General features: G+C 68.3%; 17 protein-coding genes. 8 read left to right on the top strand and 9 right to left on the bottom strand.

Annotated elements, in window-relative coordinates; genetic code table 11:
* Positions 1–318: 318 nt before the first annotated feature.
* The 6 genes from OG254_RS31805 to OG254_RS31780 all read left to right on the top strand — a co-directional run bounded on the left by OG254_RS31805 (position 319) and on the right by OG254_RS31780 (position 7,636).
* The gene (locus tag OG254_RS31805; RefSeq protein ID WP_405588541.1) at positions 319–1,347 is read left to right on the top strand and encodes an ABC transporter permease; all 1,029 of its coding nucleotides are present in this window, start codon (positions 319–321) and stop codon (positions 1,345–1,347) included.
* Positions 1,348–1,424: 77 nt separating this feature from the next.
* Positions 1,425–3,182 (top strand): ABC transporter substrate-binding protein, encoded by a 1,758-nt coding sequence (locus tag OG254_RS31800; RefSeq protein WP_405588538.1) that lies wholly within the window; start codon positions 1,425–1,427, stop codon positions 3,180–3,182.
* A gap of 105 nt (positions 3,183–3,287) precedes the next feature.
* Positions 3,288–4,268 carry an ABC transporter permease gene (locus tag OG254_RS31795; RefSeq protein WP_405588535.1) on the top strand — a complete coding sequence of 327 codons (981 nt, stop codon included), beginning with the start codon at positions 3,288–3,290 and terminating at the stop codon, positions 4,266–4,268.
* A 52-nt stretch (positions 4,269–4,320) separates the two neighbouring features.
* Positions 4,321–5,355 carry an ABC transporter ATP-binding protein gene (locus tag OG254_RS31790; RefSeq protein WP_405588532.1) on the top strand — a complete coding sequence of 345 codons (1,035 nt, stop codon included), beginning with the start codon at positions 4,321–4,323 and terminating at the stop codon, positions 5,353–5,355.
* 30 nt (positions 5,356–5,385) lie between these two features.
* Complete coding sequence (locus OG254_RS31785) at positions 5,386–6,429, top strand: ABC transporter ATP-binding protein (RefSeq protein ID WP_405588529.1); 1,044 nt, start codon at positions 5,386–5,388, stop codon at positions 6,427–6,429.
* A gap of 166 nt (positions 6,430–6,595) precedes the next feature.
* On the top strand, positions 6,596–7,636 hold the full coding sequence (locus tag OG254_RS31780; protein ID WP_405588526.1) for an amidohydrolase family protein: 1,041 nt from the start codon (positions 6,596–6,598) through the stop codon (positions 7,634–7,636).
* An 18-nt stretch (positions 7,637–7,654) separates the two neighbouring features.
* Here OG254_RS31780 and OG254_RS31775 read toward each other — a convergent pair whose 3' ends face one another.
* Entirely contained in the window at positions 7,655–8,221 is a 567-nt protein-coding gene (locus OG254_RS31775) for a GNAT family N-acetyltransferase (protein ID WP_405588523.1), read from the bottom strand.
* A gap of 24 nt (positions 8,222–8,245) precedes the next feature.
* On the bottom strand, positions 8,246–8,635 hold the full coding sequence (locus OG254_RS31770) for a VOC family protein (RefSeq protein ID WP_405588520.1): 390 nt from the start codon (positions 8,633–8,635) through the stop codon (positions 8,246–8,248).
* Positions 8,636–8,685: 50 nt separating this feature from the next.
* Between OG254_RS31770 and OG254_RS31765 the strand changes: the two genes are divergently transcribed.
* Positions 8,686–9,426, top strand: coding sequence for a class I SAM-dependent methyltransferase (locus OG254_RS31765; protein WP_405588517.1), 741 nt, complete (start codon positions 8,686–8,688; stop codon positions 9,424–9,426).
* On the opposite strand, the gene OG254_RS31760 is transcribed toward OG254_RS31765, so the two are convergent.
* The 7 genes from OG254_RS31760 to OG254_RS31730 all read right to left on the bottom strand — a co-directional run bounded on the left by OG254_RS31760 (position 9,423) and on the right by OG254_RS31730 (position 20,437).
* Positions 9,423–10,547 (bottom strand): ABC transporter ATP-binding protein, encoded by a 1,125-nt coding sequence (locus tag OG254_RS31760; protein ID WP_405588514.1) that lies wholly within the window; start codon positions 10,545–10,547, stop codon positions 9,423–9,425. The genes OG254_RS31765 and OG254_RS31760 overlap by 4 nt on opposite strands.
* Positions 10,548–10,613: 66 nt before the next feature.
* Entirely contained in the window at positions 10,614–11,675 is a 1,062-nt protein-coding gene (locus tag OG254_RS31755) for an ABC transporter ATP-binding protein (protein ID WP_405588511.1), read from the bottom strand.
* A 31-nt stretch (positions 11,676–11,706) separates the two neighbouring features.
* A complete protein-coding gene (locus tag OG254_RS31750) occupies positions 11,707–12,687 on the bottom strand; it encodes an ABC transporter permease (RefSeq protein WP_405588508.1) in 981 nt (326 codons plus the stop codon).
* A 107-nt stretch (positions 12,688–12,794) separates the two neighbouring features.
* On the bottom strand, positions 12,795–14,603 hold the full coding sequence (locus tag OG254_RS31745; RefSeq protein ID WP_405588505.1) for an ABC transporter substrate-binding protein: 1,809 nt from the start codon (positions 14,601–14,603) through the stop codon (positions 12,795–12,797).
* A gap of 63 nt (positions 14,604–14,666) precedes the next feature.
* Positions 14,667–15,701: an ABC transporter permease gene (locus OG254_RS31740; RefSeq protein ID WP_147993520.1), complete on the bottom strand. Its 1,035-nt coding sequence runs from the start codon at positions 15,699–15,701 to the stop codon at positions 14,667–14,669.
* 436 nt (positions 15,702–16,137) lie between these two features.
* The gene (gene typA, locus OG254_RS31735; protein ID WP_405588502.1) at positions 16,138–18,045 is read right to left on the bottom strand and encodes a translational GTPase TypA; all 1,908 of its coding nucleotides are present in this window, start codon (positions 18,043–18,045) and stop codon (positions 16,138–16,140) included.
* Between the two features lie 148 nt (positions 18,046–18,193).
* Entirely contained in the window at positions 18,194–20,437 is a 2,244-nt protein-coding gene (locus OG254_RS31730; RefSeq protein ID WP_405588499.1) for an ABC transporter family substrate-binding protein, read from the bottom strand.
* A gap of 365 nt (positions 20,438–20,802) precedes the next feature.
* On the opposite strand from OG254_RS31730, the gene OG254_RS31725 reads away from it, so the two are divergent.
* The gene (locus OG254_RS31725; RefSeq protein WP_405588496.1) at positions 20,803–21,093 is read left to right on the top strand and encodes a hypothetical protein; all 291 of its coding nucleotides are present in this window, start codon (positions 20,803–20,805) and stop codon (positions 21,091–21,093) included.
* Positions 21,094–21,097 lie beyond the last annotated feature (4 nt).

Raw genomic sequence — 21,097 nt, 5'->3', positions numbered from 1 at the left:
CCCGCAATGGATCTTCGCCATCCGATGCCGAACCGTTGGATTCCGACCTCGGGATGTACACATTTCGATACAGGAGCGTCCGTATATCGAACTCGTTGCCCGAATAGTCCAATTGGTCCGAGTCAAGGCACGACTCCATCACGTTGCGCTACCCGCGTAGCTACGGAACGGTCAAGGCAGGGTAAAGAACGTAAAGAGACAACCAACTCGGGCGAGAATTTATTGACCTTGAATGAATTGCGTTGAAAAAGTCCGGCGTAGCCCGTAGGGGAGGTTGCCCTGCGGAGTCATCAGACCCTCCCTTGGGCCAGGAGCACCATGACCCCCCCAACTCCATCCGCGGCTGCCCCGCTTGAGGCGACTGACGAGAGCATCGACAAGTCGCCTTCGCCCTCCACCCCTAAGGGCAGCGAGAGCCGCTCGCCGGGACGGCTGGCGTGGAAGCGCTTCAAGCGCGACCGCACGGGCGTCATATCGGCGTACGTCGTGATCTTCTTCTTCGCCATCGCGCTCGGTGCTCCGCTCATAGCCAAGCTGTACGGGAAGGATCCGTACACCACCTATGCGAGCAAGCAGCCCGAGCTGCTGAACGCCTTCGCGTACCCGGCGGGTCCGAACGGCGGCATCAGCTCCGACTTCTGGTTCGGCGTCGAGCCGCAGCTCGGCCGCGACGTCTTCACCTTCCTCCTCTACGCGATCCGCACCTCGCTGGGCATCGCCCTCGCCGCCACCGTGCTCACCGTCGTCGTCGGCGTGGTCATCGGTGTCACCGCGGGCTATCTCGGCGGCAGGACGGACTACTTCGTGGGCCGGGTCATCGACATCCTCCTGTCGTTCCCGTCCACCCTCTTCTTCATCGCCTTCATGCCTGTCGTGTACGGGCTCTTCGTCGCCCCGGACGAGAACATCCCGACCTCGCTGCGTGCCGCGGGCCTGATCATCGTCCTGTCCGCCTTCGGCTGGGCGTCCATCGCCCGTCTGCTGCGCGGCCAGGTACTCGGCCTGCGCGAGCGGGAGTTCGTCGAGGCTGCCAAGGTCACGGGCGCATCACCGAGGCGTATCGTCTTCAAGGAGCTGCTGCCCAACCTGTGGACGCCGATCATCATCCAGTCCACGCTGATGCTCCCGGCATTCGTGACCGCGGAGGCGGGTCTCGCCTTCCTCGGCGTCGGCATGATCGACCCGACCCCGGACTGGGGCGTCATGATCCAGCGCGGCGCACAGTTCTACACCGAGGACCTCACCTTCATGCTCTTCCCGGGCCTGTCCATGGTGATCTTCGTGCTCGCGTTCAACCTCCTCGGTGACTCGGTGCGTGACGCACTCGACCCGAAGTCCAAGCGCTGACTCCGGCTCTTTTCAGGACCACGGCAACAGCCGGGGTGCCGGATCTCTCTCATCAACCCACTTCAAGGCAGGATGCGATGTCCTTCTCGCGTAGAAACTTCCTGATCGCCACCGGCGTGGCCGCGGCGTCCACCTCGGTACTGAGCGCGTGCAGCAGCGGCAGCGAGGGCGGCTCGCAGGACAAGGCCCCGAAGGTCACGGGCTCCAAGACCACCGAGATCCCGGTGGGCACGAAGGCCGACTCCACCGGCCCCGCCCCCGAGGTCAAGGGCGCGGTCAAGGGCGGGACGATCTACTCGCTCCAGCAGTTCGACATGGACCACATGGACCCGGCGCAGATCTACGTCTCGACCGAGGCCGCCATCACCGTCCCGATCATGCGCGGTCTGACCGGCTACAAGCTGGACGAAAAGGGCAACGCCATCCTGGTCGGCGACGCCGCGACCGACGCCGGCACCATGAAGGACGGCGGCAAGACCTGGACGTACACCATCAAGGACGGCATCAAGTGGGAGGACGGCACCGACCTCTCCATGGACGACGTCCGCCACACCTTCGAGCGCCTCTTCGCGTCCTTCGTCACCGAGGGTCCGCGTTACGTCCAGGACTTCCTGGAGGGCGGCGACAAGTACACGGGCCCCTACGAGGGCAAGAGCCTCGACTCCATCGAGATCGACGGCAAGACCGTCACCTTCCGCCTCAAGGAAGCCCGCGTCGACTTCAACTACACGCTGGCGATGCGCGGTTACGCCTTCGTGCCGAAGAAGGCCGACACCAAGGAGAAGTACGACAAGAAGCCGGTCTCCTGCGGCCCGTACAAGATCGACAGCCGTAGCATCGGCAAGTCGATGACCTTCGTGCGCAACGAGCACTGGGACGCGAAGACGGACCCGATCCGCAACGCCTACCCGGACAAGTACCTCTTCCAGTTCGGCTACGAGCTGGTCGCGTCGACCGACCGCTGGATCGCGGACCAGGGCAACGACCAGTACGCGGTGCCGATCTTCAACGAGGTCGCTCCCGAGCGCCTCGCCCAGGTCCTCACCAACGCCGAGTACAAGAAGCGCGTGCTCACCGCGGTCGACACGGTCACCTACTACTGGCCGATCAACACGACCCGCATCAAGGACGTCAAGGTCCGCCAGGCCATCAACTACGCCTGGCCGCACCAGCAGCTCCAGACCATCGGCGGCGGCGCGGCCAGCCAGGAGGTCGCCACCACGATCTTCGCCCCGGTGACCCCCGGCTACACCAAGTTCGACCTGTACGGCGTCGACAAGAAGCCGGGCGGCAACCCCGAGAAGGCCAAGGCCCTGCTGAAGGAGGCCGGCAAGGTCGGCCAGAAGCTGGTCATCGCCTACCAGCAGTCGGACACCGCGGTGAAGACCGCCGTCGCGATCAAGAACGCGCTGGAAGAGGCCGGCTTCACGGTCGTCAACAAGCAGGTCGACAAGTCGACGTTCTACACCCAGATCGGCAAGATCGACAACGACTTCGACCTGTTCGCCGCCGGCTGGAGCCCGGACTGGCCGGGCGGTTACTCGCAGTTCTACCCCTGCTGGAGCGGCAAGAACATCGGCGACGGCCGCAGCAACTACGCCCAGCTGAACGACCCGGGCGTCAACAAGGCCATCGACGCCGCGGGCCAGATCGCGGACGTGGAAGAGGCCAACAAGGCCTGGGGCAACGTCGACAAGATGATCATGGAGCTGGCCGCGGTCGTTCCGGACTACCACAAGATCCGGAACTACATGTACGGCTCCAAGGTCGGCAACGTGATCTGGGACGCCGGCAACACCTGCGTCGCGCTCACCAAGCTCTACGCCAAGAAGTAAGCGCGCACGACACCTTGGGGGCGGCCATCCCACATGGCCGCCCCTGCGGCCCACCCCCCTCTACTTCCTCCCGGCGACGGCGCCCCGTCCGGAAAGTCACGCCTCATGTTCCGCTTCCTTGTCCGCCGAGTCACCGGCGCGCTGGTCATTTTGTTGATCATCAGCGCCATCACCTTCTGGCTCTTCTACGCCGTGCCGCGTGACCCCGCGATGATGTCCTGCGGCAAGAACTGCACGCCGGACGCCCTGGCGCAGATCCGGCAGAACCTGGGCATCGACAAGCCGATCCCGGTGCAGTACTGGCTGTGGCTCGTCGGCGTCTTCGCCGGACGCGACTACGCGACCTGGGGCCACTGCGAAGCGCCGTGCCTCGGGTACTCCTTCTCGAACAACGAGCCCGTCTTCGGCACGATCATGGACCGTCTGCCGACGACCCTGTCGCTCGCCTTCGGCGCGGCCATCGTCTTCCTGATCCTCGGCGTCGGCGCAGGCATGATCGCGGCCCTCAAGCAGGGCAAGTTCCTGGACAAGTTCGCCAGCTCGGCCTCGCTGCTCGGCTCCTCGCTCCAGATCTACTTCGTCGGCTACATCGCGATGTTCTTCTTCGTCGCGCAGCTGGGGTGGCTCTCCCAGCCGCAGTGGACCCCGCTCACCGACAATCCGGCCGCCTGGTTCTCCGGGCTGTTGTTGCCCTGGCTGGTCCTCGCGATCATCTTCACGGCCAACTACACCCGTATGACGCGCTCCCAGCTCGTGGAGCAGCTCAGCGAGGACTACGTCCGCACGGCGCGGGCCAAGGGTCTGTCCCGGTCCAACGTCTTCTTCCGGTTCGCCTGGCGCGGCGCGATGGGCCCCATCGTCACGGTGTTCGGCATCGACCTGGGCACGCTGATCGGCGGTGCCATCATCACCGAGCAGACCTTCAGCCTCCCGGGCATCGGCCGGCTCGCGGTGAAGTCCGTGGACCAGAGCGACCTGCCCATGCTGCTCGGTGTGACCCTGCTGGCGGCCGGCGCGATCGTCTTCGCCAACATCATCGTGGACGCCGTCTACGCCCTCATCGACCCGCGGATCCGGCTCGCCTGACCTCCGCCCCCCACTCCCGACCCCTCGCATCACCCCCCTCAGGAGCGTCCCCGTGACGAGCACCGATCAGCAGCCCTTCCTCTCCGTCAGGGACCTTCAGGTCCACTTCTCCACCGAGGACGGCATCGTCAAGGCCGTCGACGGGCTCTCCTTCGACCTCGCCAAGGGCCAGACGCTCGGCATCGTGGGTGAGTCGGGATCCGGCAAGTCCGTCACCAACCTGACGATCCTGGGCCTGCACGACCCGTTCCGCACCAAGATCGACGGCGAGATCCTGCTGGACGGCAAGGAGCTGCTCACCGCCTCCGAGCGGGAGATGGAGCGGCTGCGCGGCAACAAGATGTCCATGATCTTCCAGGACGCGCTCGCCTCGCTGTCGCCGTACCACACCATCGGCACGCAGATCGGCGAGACGTACCGCAAGCACACCGGTGCCTCCCGCAAGGAGGCCCGGGCGCGGTCGATCGAGATGCTGCGCCGGGTCGGGATCCCCCAGCCGGACATGCGGGTGGACGACTACCCGCACCAGTTCTCCGGCGGTATGCGCCAGCGCGCGATGATCGCGATGGCGCTGGTCTGCGACCCCGAGCTGCTGATCGCCGACGAGCCGACGACGGCTCTCGACGTGACGGTCCAGGCGCAGATCATGGACCTGCTCAAGGACCTCCAGCAGGAGTTCGGCACGGCGATCGTCTTCATCACGCACGACCTCGGAGTCATCGCCGACATCGCGGACGACGTGCTGGTGATGTACGGCGGCCGCTGTGTGGAGCGGGGCACCAAGAAGGAGGTGCTGCAGACGCCGCAGCACCCCTACACCCTGGGCCTGCTGAGCTCCATGCCGAGCCTGGACGGGCCGGTCGACGTGCCGCTGCAGCCGATCCCGGGTTCCCCGCCGTCGCTGCTGAACCCGCCCTCGGGCTGCCGCTTCCACCCGCGGTGCACCTTCGCCGAGAAGGTCGCGGGCGGGCTGTGCTCCACCGAGCGGCCCGCGCTGGACGTCGTGGACGGCAGGGGTTCCGCCTGCCACCTCCCGATGGAGCAGCGCACGGACCTCTTCGCCGACTTCGCCGGATCCCGGCACTGACTGACGTACACGAGACGGGACTTCACCATCATGAGCAACGCGCAACCGCTCCTGGACGTCAGCGGTCTGACCAAGCACTTCCCGATCAAGGGCGGCTTCCCGATCAAACGCACGGTCGGCGCCGTCAAGGCCGTGGACGGCCTCGACTTCACGGTGGCCGAGGGCGAGGCCCTCGGTCTGGTGGGCGAGTCGGGCTGCGGCAAGTCGACGACGGGCCGGCTGATCACCCGGCTGCTGGAGCCGACGGGCGGCAAGGTCTCCTACCGCGGCCAGGACATCACGCACGCAGGCCGCAGGCAGCTGGCGCCGATCCGCTCCGAGATCCAGATGATCTTCCAGGACCCGTACGCGTCGCTGAACCCGCGCCAGACGGTCGGCAAGATCATCTCCGGGCCGATGGAGATCAACGACGTCAACCCGGCCGGCGGCCGCGAGAAGCGCGTCCGTGAGCTGCTGGAGATCGTCGGCCTGAACCCCGAGCACTACAACCGCTTCCCGCACGAGTTCTCGGGCGGTCAGCGCCAGCGCATCGGCGTCGCCCGGGCGCTCGCCCTGGAGCCGAAGCTGATCGTGGCGGACGAGCCGGTCTCGGCCCTCGACGTCTCGATCCAGGCGCAGGTGGTGAACCTGCTCCAGAAGGTCCAGCAGGAGCTGGGCATCGCCTTCGTCTTCATCGCGCACGACCTGGCGGTGGTCCGCCACTTCTCGCAGCGCGTCGCAGTGATGTACCTCGGCAAGATCGTGGAGATCGCCGACCGCGACGACCTGTACGAGAACCCGCGCCACCCGTACACCCGGGCGCTGCTGTCCGCCGTACCCGAGGCGACCGTGGACGAGACCCCCCGGGAGCGCATCCGCCTCCAGGGCGACGTCCCCTCCCCCATCAACCCGCCCTCCGGCTGCCGCTTCCGCACCCGCTGCTGGAAGGCGACGGAGAAGTGCGCGACCGAGGCGCCGCCGCTGGTCCAGGTCGAGGGCAACAAGCCGGGCCACCTGACCGCCTGCCACTACCCTGAGACGGACGACGCGGCCCCCGCGCCCCGTCTCGCCAAGGACCCCCAGCCGGCGGTCTGACACACCCCTTTTCGTCGGTCGCCGAGCACGGAACGGACTTTCACCGGCCCATTGACCCGAGCCCATGAACGTCCGGTTCCAGGGGATGAGAGGGCCCGCGCCTCCCCGGCGCGGGCCCTCTCCCTTTTCCCTCCTGGCTCCCCCACCGGTGGGCTAGGTTGCGGCCATGGCCCTTCACCTGCGCGGCACCCTCCTCCCCGACGGCACCGTCCGCGACCTGTGGATCCTCGGCGACCGCATCACCTTCGACCGGCCTTCCGCCGAGGCGGAGACGGTGGCCGACGGAGGCTTCCTGCTGCCGGGACTGGTCGACGTGCACACCCACCCCGGATCCCCGTCCGAGGACGAAGCACGCTGGGACCCCGACGCGTTCGGCGAGCAGATCGCCGCGCACCGGGACGCCGGGACGACGGCGTTGCGGTTTCCGGGGCTGCTCGGGGAGATCCCGGACGAGGTGCGGGAGGCTCCCGACGCACCGCGCATGATCACCGCCGGGCGGTGGCTGGCCTGGGCCGGGCTGTCGAAGAACGCCGACTTCCACACCGTCACCGACGACCTCGTCGCCGCGGCCGTCGCGGAGGCCAAGGCGCACGACGGCTGGTGCAAGCTCATGGGCGACTGGGACTTCGAGGCGGACCCGGTGCCGTACGACATCCTGCGCGCGGTCGCGGACGCGGTGCACGCGGCGGGGGGACGGGTGGCCGCGCACTGCCAGTCGGCGCAGGGGGTGCTCAACGCCGCCCGTGCGGGCGTCGATTCGATCGAGCACGGGATGGGGATGCCGCAGGAGTGCGTGGAGCTGATGGCCGCGCACGGGACGACGTACGTCCCCACCCTCACCCCCTTCGCCCGCCGCGCACCCCGGATCATCGACAACCCGCGCGGCCGGCTCTGGCACGAGGGCCACCGCATCATGATCCGCCGGGTGCGCGAGGCCCACGACGCCGGCGTCACCGTCCTCGCCGGCACCGACTCCGCCCCCTTCGGCAACGTCGCCACCGAGGTCGAGCACCTCATCGCCGCCGGACTGCCCGCCGACGTGGCGGTCGGCGCGGCCAGTTGGACGGCCCGGGACTTCCTGGGCCTGCCGGGGCTGGTCGAGGGCGGCCTGGCCGACGTCACGGTGTATGACGCGGATCCGCGGCGGGAGCCGGGGGTGCTGCGGCATCCTAGGCGGATAGTGCTGCGGGGGCGGGTCGTGCGCTGAGCGCCGGAGTCTCCGGGCCTAACGCCCGCCCTCCTGCTCCCGCCGCGCCGTCCACTCCTCGTGGAGGATCCCAAACAGCACGCTGTCGTACCACGCTTCGCCCACCCGGACGGCGGCCCGTCGCCGTCCTTCCTCGACGAACCCGATCCGGCGGAAGGCCCGCATGGCGCGTTCGTTGCCGCTCCAGGTTTCCAGCTCGACCCGGCGGAGCCGGCACGCGCCGAACAGGTGGCCCACCAGCAGCTCCAGCGCCTCGGAGCCGTAGCCGCCGCCCCAGCGGTCGCGCTCGCCGATGGTGATTCCGACCGTCGCCTGTCCGGTGAACGGATCGAGGTCGCGGTAGTCGGCCATACCGATCGCCCGCCCGTCGGTGAGCTCCTCCACGGTGAACGTGGTCTCGCTGCGCGGGTTGTCCCGCAGCCGCGCCTCATGAGACCCCGCCAAGGCCTCCCGCGTCACCGGCCCGAACAGCGGATCCCCTCCGGTGGCCCAGTGCACCACCTCCGGATCGTTCCGCCACCGCACATGATGGTCGAGATCCTCTGCGCGCAGCGCCCGAAGCCGAACAAGCTTGCCCTCAATCATCACGCGATCATAAGGAACACCCCGTCAGCCGGCACCCCCCACCAGCTCCACCTCGAACCCGTCCGCGTTCTCCAGGTACGCGGCGCAGTGCTCCGGTCCGCCCGCATAGGGGTGCCGGTCCGGGAACAGGAGCCGCCAGCCGTGTTCGGCTGCCGCGTCGACCAGCGCGTCGAGGTCGGCGCGGCCGCCGGGCACATGGAAGGCGAGGTGGTTGAGCCCGGGCCGCAGGCGGTCGTGGTGGGCGCCCGTCAGCGCCGGGGACTGCTCGACGACGATGTACGTCTTCCCCGCGCGCCAGCTGCGGCCCGTCGGCCAGTCCTGGTGGAGTTCATGGCCCAGCCGCTCCAGCAGCCACCCCCACGACTCCACCGCCCGCCCCAGGTCCGGCACCCACAGCTCCACGTGATGCAGCAACTCCCCTGCCTCTCCCTCGTGTTGGACCTCGGTGTGGCAGACTGCCGCGCGTGGTCGATCGTTCGTTCGCGGATCTCTCGCTTGCCGCGTTGTACGACATCCTCAACCCGTGGGGGCCGGGTGACGACTTCTACCTCGGGTTCGTGAGGGGTGCCGGCGCCGTGCTCGATGTCGGGTGCGGGACGGGGCAGTTGCTGCGGCGGGCCCGTGACGACGGGCATCGCGGGCGGCTCGTGGGGCTTGATCCCGCCGCCGCCATGCTCGTACAGGCCCGGCAGTGCGCCGACGACGTCGAGTGGGTCCTCGGGGATCTGCGGACGCGGGACTGGGCGGACGAGTTCGATCTCGTCGTGATGACCGGGCACGCCTTTCAGGTGCTGCTCTGCGACGAGGAGCTGCGTGCGGCCCTGGAGGCGGTGCGCGGCGCCCTGCGTCCCGGTGGCCGGTTCGTGTTCGAGACCCGGAACCCCAAGGCGCGGGCCTGGGAGGGCTGGACGCCCGAACACGTGCGGGAGGTGACGGACCCGGCGGGGTCCGCCGTACGGGTGTGGCACGAGGTGGAGCGGCCCGTCCTCGGGGACCGCGTGACGTTCACGGAGACGTTCGACAGCGACACCTGGCCGCGGCCCCGCGTCAGCCGCACCACCCTGCGCTTCCTCGGCCCCGACACCCTGAACCGCTTCCTGCACACGGCCGGGTTCACCGTCGTCGAGCAGTACGGCGACTGGGAGCGAGGCGCACTCACCCCAGCCGCCTCCGAGATCATCACCGTGGCCGAGGCCAAGCCCTAATCGTCGTCCGTCCCCTCCTCCAGCGCCGCCAGCGCCGGATCCAGGACGATGTCCTCGTCCCGGGCCGCGATCGTCGGCTCCTCCGGGAAGTGGCAGGCCGTCAAGTGGCCCGCGTGGTTGCCGGAGATCTGGATCAGCGGCGGTTCCTGCGTCGCGCACTTGTCCTGTGCCTTCCAGCACCGGGTGCGGAAGCGGCAGCCCGACGGCGGTGAGATCGGCGACGGCACGTCACCGGCCAGCCGGATCCGCTCCCGCTGGGCCCCCTCCTCGCCGGTCACGTTCACCTCGGGCACCGCCGACAGCAGGGCGTGGGTATAGGGGTGCCGGGGGCGGGTGTAGATGGAGTCGCGGTCGCCGACCTCGATCACCTTGCCGAGGTACATGACCGCGACGCGCTGCGAGAAGTGCCGTACGACGGCCAGGTCGTGGGCGATGAACAGGAACGCGATGCCGAGTTCCTGCTGGACCTTCTGGAGCAGGTTCACCACCTGCGCCTGGATCGAGACGTCCAGCGCGGACACCGGCTCGTCCGCCACGATCAGCTTCGGCTCCAGGGCGAGCGCCCTCGCCACGCCGATGCGCTGGCGCTGTCCCCCCGAGAACTCGTGCGGGAAGCGGTTGAAGTGCTCGGGGTTCAGGCCGACGATCTCCAGCAGTTCCCTGACCCGTTTCTCCCGGCCGCCCGTCGGCTCGACCCCGTTGATCTCCATGGGGCCCGAGATGATCTTGCCGACCGTCTGGCGCGGGTTCAGCGAGGAGTACGGGTCCTGGAAGATCATCTGGATCTCGGACCTGATCGGCGCCAGCTGTCGGCGCGTGGCGCGGGTGATGTCCTTGCCGCGGTAGGAGATCCGGCCGCTCGTCGGATCCACCAGCTTGGTGATCAGCCGGCCCGTGGTCGACTTTCCGCAGCCCGACTCCCCCACCAGCCCGAAGCTCTCGCCGACGTGCACGGTCAGGTCGATGCCGTCCACCGCCTGCACCTGGCCGACCGTGCGGCGGATCGGGAAGCCGCCTTTGACCGGGAAGTGCTTGACGAGCTTGTCCACCACCAGCAGCGGTTCGCCGGGCGCGTCGGTGGCGGCCTCGCGGGGAGCGGGGAGGACGAGGTCCTCTGTCATAGCCGTGGTCCTCCTCAGACAGGCTGATCAGGGGGCTGCTGCCCGGTCGGGCTCAGCGCGGTCGCGCTAGCCCAGTCTGGGCTTGATCTCTTCGACGAAGATGGTCCGCTTCTGTTCCGCCGTGAGATGGCAGGCCGAGGAGCGGTCCGGGCCGAGCACCGGGACCTCGGTGACACAGCGGGTGCCGCCGACACGGTCCTGGAAGGTGCAGCGGGGGTGGAAACGGCAGCCGGAGGGCGGCCGCAGCAGCGACGGCGGGGTGCCGGGGATGGGCGCGAGCGGGGTGTGCGGGTCGGAGTCCAGCCGGGGCATGGAGTTCAGCAGACCCCAGGTGTACGGGTGCAGCGGCGCCCGCAGCACCTCGTCGACCGTGCCGCGCTCCACCGCACGGCCCGCGTACATCACCATGATGTCGTCGGCCATGTCCGCGATGACCCCGAGGTCATGGGTGATGAAGACGATCGCCGAGCCGAACTCCTGCTGGAGGTTCTTCAGCAGGTCCAGGATCTGGGCCTGGACCGTGACGTCCAGCGCGGTGGTCGGCTCGTCGGCGATCAGCAGGTCGGGGTCGCAGATCAGCGCCATCGCGATCATCGCGCGCTGGCGCATTCCGCCGGAGAACTGGTGCGGATAGTCCTTCGCCCGCTGTCGCGGGTTGGGGATGCCGACCTTCCCCAGCATGTCCACCGCCCGCTCCCAGGCGGCCTTCTTCGAGGTGCGCATGTGCTTCATGTACGGCTCGGCGATCTGCCGGCCCACCGTGTAGTACGGCGACAGCGCGGTGAGCGGGTCCTGGAAGATCATGGCGACCTTGTTGCCGCGCAGCTTCTCCAGCTCGGACTCCCGGGCGGTCGTCAACTCCTTGCCGTCCAGCAGGATCTCGCCCTCGACGGTGGTGAACATCGGGTTGTGCAGGCCGAGGATCGTCAGGTTCGTCACCGACTTCCCCGAGCCAGACTCGCCCACGATGCCCAGCGTGCTGCCGCGCTCCAGGTCGAAGGACAGCCCGTCGACGGCCCGTACGACGCCGTCCTCGGTCCGGAAGCTGACGTGCAGGTCCCGCACCGAGAGGAACGCGCCCTCGCCGGCCGGGACCGGGGCGCCGGCCTCCTTGGTCAGAGTGGTCACGTCAGTGCTCCTCAGACAGTTCCTCAGCGGCCTAGGCCAGCCGCACACGCGGGTCGATGAAGGCGTACGCGGCGTCGACGACGATGTTGCAGAGCAGAATCATGGTGGCGGAGAACAGCATCACGCCCAAGAGGAGCGGCAGATCGCTGAAGAAGACCGACTCCACCGCCAGCCGGCCGAGCCCCGGAAGGCCGAAGGTGTACTCCGTGATGATGGCGCCGCCGAGCAGCGAGCCGAGGTCGATGCCGAAGATGGTGACGATGGGGATCAGCGAGCCGCGCCAGGCGTAGCGGAAGAAGACGTACCGCCGCGACATGCCCTTGGCGCGGGCGGTGCGCACGTGTTCCTCCTGGAGCTGTTCGATCATCGACGAGCGGGACATACGGGTGTACTGCGAGGCGAAGATCGTGGACAGGACGACCCAGGGGATGATCAGGCCCGTGAACCAGGCCGCCGGGTTCTCGGTGAGCGGGTTGTAGGCCGGTTTGTCGAAGAGCTGGGTCTGGTAGACGAGGATCGCCAGCGCGAGCGGGCCGAGGAAGTAGATCTGCATCGAGCTGATCACCATCGCGCCGGCCGTGAAGGACTTGTCGACGAGCGTGCCGCGCTTCCAGGCGGCGATCAGGCCGGTGCCGAGGCCGACGATCAGGAAGCAGACGGCCCCGCCGAGGGTGAGCGAGATGGTGGTGGGCAGCCGGTCCATCAGGGTGCCCCAGACCTGCTCGTTGGAGTGGTACGAGTAGCCGAAGCAGGGTGCCGGGCACGGACCCTGGGCGAAGTCGTCGCTGCCCGAGACCAGGTTGGTCAGGAAGATCCAGTACTGCTCGGGGATCGGCTTGTCGAGGCCGAGCACCCGGTGCAGGTTCTCCAGGTTGGCCGGGGTGCACGTCTTGCCGCACATCAGCAGCGCCGGGTCGCGCGGCATCCCGAAGAACAGCAGGAACGCGACGATGCTCAGCAGGAAGAGGATGATCACGGCGCCGAGGGACCGGCGGACCAGGAAGCGCAGCATGGCAGGCAGCTCTCAGACGTCGGCGGGCTCTGGGGGCCTGTCCGGCGGCACCCGGCGCGCCGTCCCCGAGAGCGAGGGCGGACGCACCGGATGCCGGGCGGGCGGGGTTACTTGACGTACAGGCGGCGCGGGTCGACGCCGGCGATGATGTCGTCGTAGACGAGTCCGCCGACCTTGGTCCCGGCGATCTGGGTCTGCTTGTAGTACGCGGTCGGGACGACGTTGACGACGTCCTTCACCAGGTACTCGTTGAGCTTGCCCCACTCCGACGAGGCCTTGGCCGGGTCGGTGATCTTGTTGATCCGGTCGATCTCGCTGTTGGCCTTGGAGTCGTTGACCTGCGAGTAGTTCTGCGCGCCCTCGGCGATCGCGCGGCCGTCGTACAGCGGCGGGATCACGGTCGAGGCGGACGGCCAGTCGGCGCCCCAGGCGGTGTGGAAGATGTCGTAGTTGTTGTCCAGCTTGCTGACCTGGTCGTAGTAGGTCTCGGCCGGGATCTCCTGGCGCTGGACGTCGAAGCCGGCCTTCTCCAGGCCCGCCGCCATGGCGGTGGAGTACTGCTGGCCCTCGGGGGTGTTGATGTAGCCGAAGGTCAGCTTCAGACCGGTCTTGCCGGCCTCGTCGAGCAGCGCCTTGGCCTTGGCCGGGTCACCGGCGGGCTTCTTCTTCTTGCCCCACGGGTCGAAGGCGGGGTCGTAGCCGGTGACGGTCGGGCTGATGATGCCGCCCGCGACCTCCATCGCGTCGGTGCCGCCGTAGGCACGCACGAACGGCGTGACCGGGAGGGCGTAGGCGATGGCCTGGCGGACCTTGATGTCCTTCATCTCCGGGTGGGCCAGGTTGATGTTCATCTGGCCCACGTAGGGCTGGAAGCCGGAGACCGTGCGGGACTTCATCTTCGGGTCGTTCAGGACCTTGGACAGGTTGCCCGCGTCGACCTGGTTGCTGAAGCTGACGCCGCTCTGGTCGGTGCCGCTGTCGGCGAGGAGGGCCTTGGTGGAGTCCTCGTACTGCTGGTTGAAGGTGATGGTGAACTTGTCGACGTACTGGTGCCGCAGCGGGTCGGTGTTCGGGTCCCAGTTCTCGTTCTTCACGAGCACCATCGACTTGCCGGACTTGAACTCCTGGATCTTGTACGGCCCGGTCACCACCGGGGCCTTGTCGTACTTCTCCTTGGTGTCGCCCTTCTCGGAGACGACGGCGTAGCCCGTCATGGCGAGGGCGTACGGCAGGTCGGCGTGCGGCTGCTTGAACTTGAAGACGACCGTCTTGTCGTCCGGGGTCTCGATGATGCTGTCCGGCAGGTGCTTGCCCTTGAACGGGCCGTCCGGCAGCAGCTTGCGGTAGTCGGCGCCCGGGGTGTCGGCGAGCCACTGCTGGATGTACGGCGGGCCCTGGTTGACGAAGGCCGCGAACTGCCGCTCGAAGGTGTGGCGGACGTCGGCCGAGGTGATGGCGGCGCCGTCCTCGAACTTGATGCCGTCCTTGAGCGTGTACTTCCAGGTCTTGCCGCCGTCCGTGGTGGTACCGGAGTCGGTGGCGAGGTCGCCGACGACCTCGTGCTTGCTGCCGTCGTTGCTGGTGGCCTTGTAGCCGGTGAGTCCTCTGTGCAACAGCTGGGACACGGCCATCTCGTCCTGGACGTAGATCTGTCCGGGGTCGAGGTGGGCGTAACTGTCGCGGGCCAGCACCGAGATGGTGCCGCCGGACTTGGCTCCTGGGACCTCTGCGGCGGGTCCCTTGGAGGCCGCCTCGTCCCCGAACTTGATCGCCGCCTGCTGCCGTTCGGCGTTCTCCTGCTGTTCCTTGTCGTTGCCGCCGCTCTTGCTGCCGCCCTCGCTGCACCCGGTCAGCACCAGTGCGCCGGCCGCGAGCACCGAGATTGCCGCGTATGTGTGGCGTCCGCCCCTACTCATCACTCAGTTTCCACCCATCTGTGTGTCACCAGTGCTAAGAAGTGCCAAGTGCCAACCAGGCCGTCAGCGCGCCGTCTTGGGGTCGAAGGCGTCTCTGACGGAATCCCCGAGCAGGTTGAACGCGACGATGAAGATGATCATCGAGATGCCGGGGAAGAACATGTACGTGATGTCGTTCTGCATCACGAGTTCGGTGGACGCCTTGGAGAACATCTGCCCCCAGTCCGGCGTCGGTTCGACGATGCCCACGCCGAGGAAGGACAGACCGGCCTCGGCGGTCACGAAGTTGGGGAGCATGTAGGTGCCCTGCACGAGGATCGGCGTGACCACGTTCGGCAGGATCTCCTTGCGGATGATCCGCCACGGCGGGGCCCCGCTGACCTTGGCCGCTTCGATGAACTCCCGTTCTCGCAGGGCGAGTGTGGTGCCTCTGAGGATCCGTCCGAGGCTCATCCAGCCCAGGAACCACTGCACGAGGATGAGGGCGACCACCCGGACGTAGACGGGGGTCTCGTCGCGCGGGCTGACGAACAGGGAGACCACGACCGGCATGCTCGCGATGAAGAACAGCTGGGCCGGGAAGGCGAGCAGGAAGTCGATGATCCGGCTGAGCCAGTAGTCCGTCCGCCCGCCGAGGTAGCCGGCCGTGACGCCGAGGACGATTCCGGTCAGGACGGTCGCGAGCGTCACCGCGACCGAGATTCCGAGCGAAGTCCGGATGCCGTAGAGCAACTTGGTGAAGACGTCGTATCCGTTGCCCGGTTCGAGGCCGAACCAGAACTCGCCGCTGATGCCGCCGTTGGGCTGCACCGGCACGCCCGCGCTGTCGAACAGCTCGGGGCGTTCGTCGGCGTACACCGTGTACGGGTTCTTGCCGTACAGCCAGGCGATGACCGGGGCGAGCAGGCCGATCAGGAAGAAGAAGAGGACGACATAGGCGGAGATCACGCCGGTGCGGTCGCGCTTGAAACGGATCCACATCAGCTGGCCGGGAGACCGGCCGACGAGCTCCGCGTCCTCGGCCTTCACCGCCGGCGGTGGTTCACCGTCCGCGATGACCGAGGTCCCGCCACCCTCAATACCGATACGACTTGTCACGTTTCGCCCGTTTCGCTGGTATGAGTATGCCAAAGCGAGGCGTACGGAAGTCCGCAGCCGGACGCGCGTAGGTGGTGTTCGCCCCACCCTCCGACACCCCTGACGAAGGATCAGGCAACCGCCTGTGCTCGTGAGTCGGCACTGTCCCCACAGTGCGAGACCCATTGACCCGAGCGCTGCGGCTAACTATCTGGCATGAGCCAACTACCGACCACTGTCTTTAAATCTCAATTCAGTCACAGCTCACGCCTAGATCTTCCAAAATCCGGACAAACTGTTTGCGGCGAGAAGGCCGCGAAACGGACGTGTTACATGGGTATCGTGCGAGGATCTCCGCATTTCGGACATGGGGGCGAGTCTCGGCCAGGAGAAAACGGCTTGCAAAAAAGCCCGGGCTCCCCCTAGTAGGGGGAGCCCGGGCTCAATTGTCGGAGAATCAGCCGTGCTTGGCGCGGCTCGCGGCGCGGGCACGCTCGCGGGCGTCCAGGTTCACCTTGCGGATCCGGACCGCCTCCGGGGTCACCTCGACGCACTCGTCGTCGCGGCAGAACTCCAGGGACTGCTCCAGGGAGAGCTTGCGCGGCGGGACGATCGCCTCGAACGAGTCGGCCGAGGAGGACCGCATGTTCGTGAGCTTCTTCTCCTTGGTGATGTTCACGTCCATGTCGTCGGAGCGCGAGTTCTCGCCGACGATCATGCCCTCGTACACCTCGGTGCCGGGGTCGGTGAACAGCACGCCGCGCTCCTGGAGGTTCGTCATCGCGAAGGCGGTGACGGAACCGGAGCGGTCGGCGACCAGCGAGCCGTTGTTACGGGTCTGCAGGGTGCCGAACCAGGGCTCGAAGCCCTCGTGGATGGAGTGCCCGATGCCGGTGCCGCGGGTCTGGGTCAGGAACTCGGTCCGGAACCCGATGAGACCGCGGGAGGGCACCACGAACTCCATGCGCACCCAGCCGGAACCGTGGTTGGACATGTTGTCCATACGGCCCTTGCGGACGCCCATGAGCTGCGTGACCGCGCCCATGTGCTCCTCGGGGACGTCGATCGTCATGCGCTCGACCGGCTCGTAGGTCTTGCCGTCGACGTCCTTGGTGACGACCTGGGGCTTGCCGATGGTCAGCTCGAAGCCCTCGCGGCGCATCTGCTCGACCAGGATGGCGAGCGCGAGCTCACCACGGCCCTGGACCTCCCAGGCGTCCGGGCGCTCGGTGTCGATGACGCGGAGCGAGACGTTACCGATCAGCTCGCGGTCCAGGCGGTCCTTGACCTGGCGGGCGGTGACCTTGCGGTCCTTGACGGCCGCCTTGTTGTCGGCGCCCTTGCCGGTGCCGCCACGGCCGACCAGCGGCGAGGTGTTCGTGCCGATGGTCATGGAGATCGCGGGCTCGTCGACCGTGATCAGCGGGAGCGGGATCGGGTTCTCGGGGTCGGCGAGGGTCTCACCGATCATGATGTCCGAGATTCCGGCGACGGCGCAGATGTCACCGGGACCGGCCACCTCCGCCGGCTTGCGGGTGAGCGCCTCGGTCATCAGCAGCTCGGTGATGCGGACGCTGGACATGCTGCCGTCGCGCTTGATCCACGTGACGGTCTGGCCCTTGCGCAGCTCGCCCTGCTCGACGCGGAGCAGCGCGATACGGCCGAGGAAGTTGTCCGCGTCCAGGTTGGTGACGTGCGCCTGGAGCGGGGCCTCCTCGTCGTAGGTCGGGGCCGGGATGTGCTGCAGGATCGTGGAGAAGAACGGCTCCAGGCTGGTGGAGTCGGCCGGGACCGTGCCGTTCTCCGGCTTGGTCAGCGACGCGATGCCGTCACGGCCGCAGGCGTAGACGATCGGGAACTCGATCTGCTCCTCGTCGGCGTCCAGGTCGAGGAAGAGGTCGTAGGTCTCGTTGACGACCTCGTCGATCCGGGAGTCCGGACGGTCCGTCTTGTTGATACAGAGGATGACGGGCAGGCGCTGCTGGAGCGCCTTGCGCAGCACGAAGCGGGTCTGCGGCAGCGGGCCCTCGGAGGCGTCGACGAGCAGCACGACACCGTCCACCATCGACAGACCGCGCTCCACCTCGCCACCGAAGTCGGCGTGGCCGGGGGTGTCGATGATGTTGATGGTGATGACGTCCCCCCCGTCCTTCGGGTGGTACTTCACCGCCGTGTTCTTGGCCAGGATCGTGATGCCCTTCTCACGCTCCAGGTCGTTCGAGTCCATCATGCGGTCGTCGACGCCTTCGAGCTGGTGCGCGGCGAAGGCGCCGGCCTGCTTCAGCATGCCGTCGACGATGGTGGTCTTGCCGTGGTCGACGTGGGCGACGATGGCGACATTGCGGATGTCGTGGCGCGTGGCCATAGTGCGGCGTACTCCCGGAGTGTGAGGAAGGGGCGTCGCGTACGTCTGTGTTACGCGGACCCTGCCGGGCTGTACATGCCACGGCCTCACCCCATGGTACGTGCCCTCCGCGGCAAGGGCTCGCTGGGCCGACCCCAGGGGCGCTGGGCTACGAAGCCGCAGGCCCCGGATTCGCCCCCTTCTTCAGGAAGCCCATGTCCTCGAACACCGGCGTCCCGAAGCCGAAGGCGCCCGCGTTGGCGACGTCTCTCCTCGCCGCGGTGAGCTGGGGGCGCTGGTAGAGGGGGATCGAGCCGGCCGCCGCCCAGATGCGGGAGTCGGCCTTGCGGATCAGGGAGCGGGACTCGGACTCGTCCAGCGTGGCGATGGCCTCGTCGAAGAGCTGGTCGACCTGGTCGGTGCCGACGCGGGTGTAGTTCTGCTCGACGTTCAGGGAGCCGTCGGCGGCCGGGACCGGCTTGGCGTAGATCGGGCGGGCGTCGGTCGCGGGGTAGGCGGACGTCGGCCAGGAGTAGAGGGCGAGGTCGTACTGGCCGGAGGCGATGTGGTCCTTGAAGTAGCTCTCGTCGGCCACCTTGCTGATCACGGTACGGATCCCGACCCGCTCCAGCATGATCGCGATCCGGTCCGCGACCGTGCGCAGCGCCTGCGAGCCCTCGCCCGTCGGCACCACGAACCTCAGTGTCAGCGCCTTGCCGTCCTTCGCCAGCGGCCGGACCGCCGCGCCCGCCGGTGCGGCGGTGCCGCGCGGGGCGTAGGCGCCGGGCGCCCCGCCCTGCTGGAGCTGGCTGCTGCCGTACTGCTTGCCGTCCTGGGCGAGGTGCTTGCCCTGCTCTCCCGCACGGCTCTCGTCGTCGCCCTTGTTGTCCTCGCCGACGACGTACGTCCCGTCGTCGCCCTCGGAGTCCTTGCCCGAGTCCTTCTTGTCGGACCTCTTCTCGGGCTTCTCCTCGGATTCCTTGCCGGATTCCTTGCCGGATTCCTTGGCCGGGTCCTTTTCGGAGCCCTTTTCGGAGCCCTTCTTCGGCTTCTCCGCTTCGGAGCCCTTCTCGGGCTTCTCCGCCTCGCTCCCCGCCGCCTCCTCACCCTTCTTCTTCTCCTTCTTCTCCTCCTTGACCGGCCCGCCCGGCACCCAGCCCGCGTCCGTGAGCAGCGCCTGCGCCTCCGCCGTGTCCTGGCCGCCGATCGCCCCGCTGCTGTCGGCGTAGGCGGCCTGGCCGGACAGAGCGAGGTGGCTGCCGACCGGCTCGGCGGGCAGCCCGAGCGGGGAGAGGACCAGCTTCGCCAGCTCCTCGCGGTCGAGCGCGCGGGCCACTCCACGCCGCACCCGCTCATCGGCGAGCGGGCCGTCCCCGCCGTTCAGGGCGAGCTGGGTGTACGCCGGCTCCAGCGACTTGCGCACCTCGAAGCCGCGGAACCTCGCCTGGTCGCGCCGCTGCTTGGCGGTCAGGGCGCGCGGCGGCGGGCCCATCAGGGACGTACCGCCGGCACTGGCCGTCGGTGCCTTCGGGCGGGGGGCGGCGAGCGCGATGCGCCGGGCCGCGGTGGGGTCGACCTCGGCCAGGTCCAGCTCCCCGGCGGCCAGCTCGGCGGCCCGCTCGCCGCGCGGCACGGCCCGCAGCACGATCTCTTCCAGCTTGGCCGGCTCGCCCCACCAGCGCGGATTGCGGGTGAGCCGGACCTCGTCGTCCTTGCGGTCGATCTTCCGCACGACGAACGGCCCGGCGCTGACCTTGAGCTTGCCGCGCGCCCCGTCGTTGAACGCGTCCGGCGTGCCCATGACCTCCTTCGGGTACAGCGGCGAGAAGAGGGAGCGCCAGTCGGCGTACGGCCGCCCGAAGGTGACCCGCACCTCCAGGTCGTTGTCCCCGCGCTCGATCTTCTCGATGCGGTCGTAGCCGGCGTTGCGGGCGGTCCAGTAGGCGCTGTCCTTGCCGGACAGGGCCCGCCACTGGGCGGCGAAGTCGGCGGCGCCGATCTCGCGGCCGTCGCTCCAGACGGCCTGCTGGTTGAGCTTGTACAGCACGACCTGCTTGGGCTCGGTCTCGACGGTCTTGGCCGACTCCAGGTAGGAGGGGTTGCGCTCCGGGCGTCCGCCGCGGTCGGACCGGAACATCGAGGGCAGCGTGGCCTGCGCGATCCGGGTGGTGGTGGCGTCGGCGTCCGACTGGAAGGTGTTCAGCGTCTCCGGTACGGCGTCCACGGCCCAGCGCAGCGTGCCGCCGTCGGCGATCTGCGCCCGGGCGGCGGAGGCGATGTCCTGTCCGGCCAGCGGCTTCCCGGCCGGGTCGGGGTCGCTGCACCCGGCGAGCACGGACATCGCGAGCGCGCCCGCGCACAGGAAGGCGACCGAGCGCATGACCGAGCGTGTGGCGACGCCGTCGTGGGACATCTCTGGTACCTCCGAGGAGCAGCTCCCGCCGGTGCCGATTAGTGCGTTCTGATCACTTTTGGCGGTATTTTGGAGTTGATCAGATCTATGGCCCCCCACTGAAGAGGAAAGGGTTCGCCGGGCGGAGACGACACGGCGGCGGGGGCGGGCAAGCCCACCCGTCCGGAGTAACGCACCCCCTCGCACTCCGTCAGATCCCCCGGCGCACACAGAGCGCATGCGAGCGCGTGCGAGCGCGCGTCGGAGGCGCGCAATCCGCCAATCGCTGCACATGCCTTCACAGCGACAGGTGTGACGCGCAACACTCGCAGGCGCATGAACGTTGCCACCAAGGGCCGAAGGGCCCACGGAAGTGAGGTCACGTCATGTCCGTGCAAGACGACCTGACAGCTGTCCAGCGCTGCCTCGAGGACCTGGCCCGGTCCGTGGGCCGCCTGGAGCAGCAGCTGGGCACCGGCGGGCTGGAGATGCGCCGTGTGCGCACCGACGCCGACCACCTGCGCGAGAGCGTGGCGCTGCTGCGGGATTCCGCCGCGACGCCCGCCGGGCAGCGCAGGCCGGAGCTCGTCACCATCCCCGACACGCCGTACGACGACTCTCTGTGGATCGACACGGATGACGAGGGTCTCGGCGCCCGGGACCGCCGCGCCCCCTAAACCC

This window comes from Streptomyces sp. NBC_01092, from assembly GCF_045039535.1.
Taxonomy (GTDB): domain Bacteria; phylum Actinomycetota; class Actinomycetes; order Streptomycetales; family Streptomycetaceae; genus Streptomyces.
This window is presented reverse-complemented; position numbering and strand designations above follow the sequence as displayed.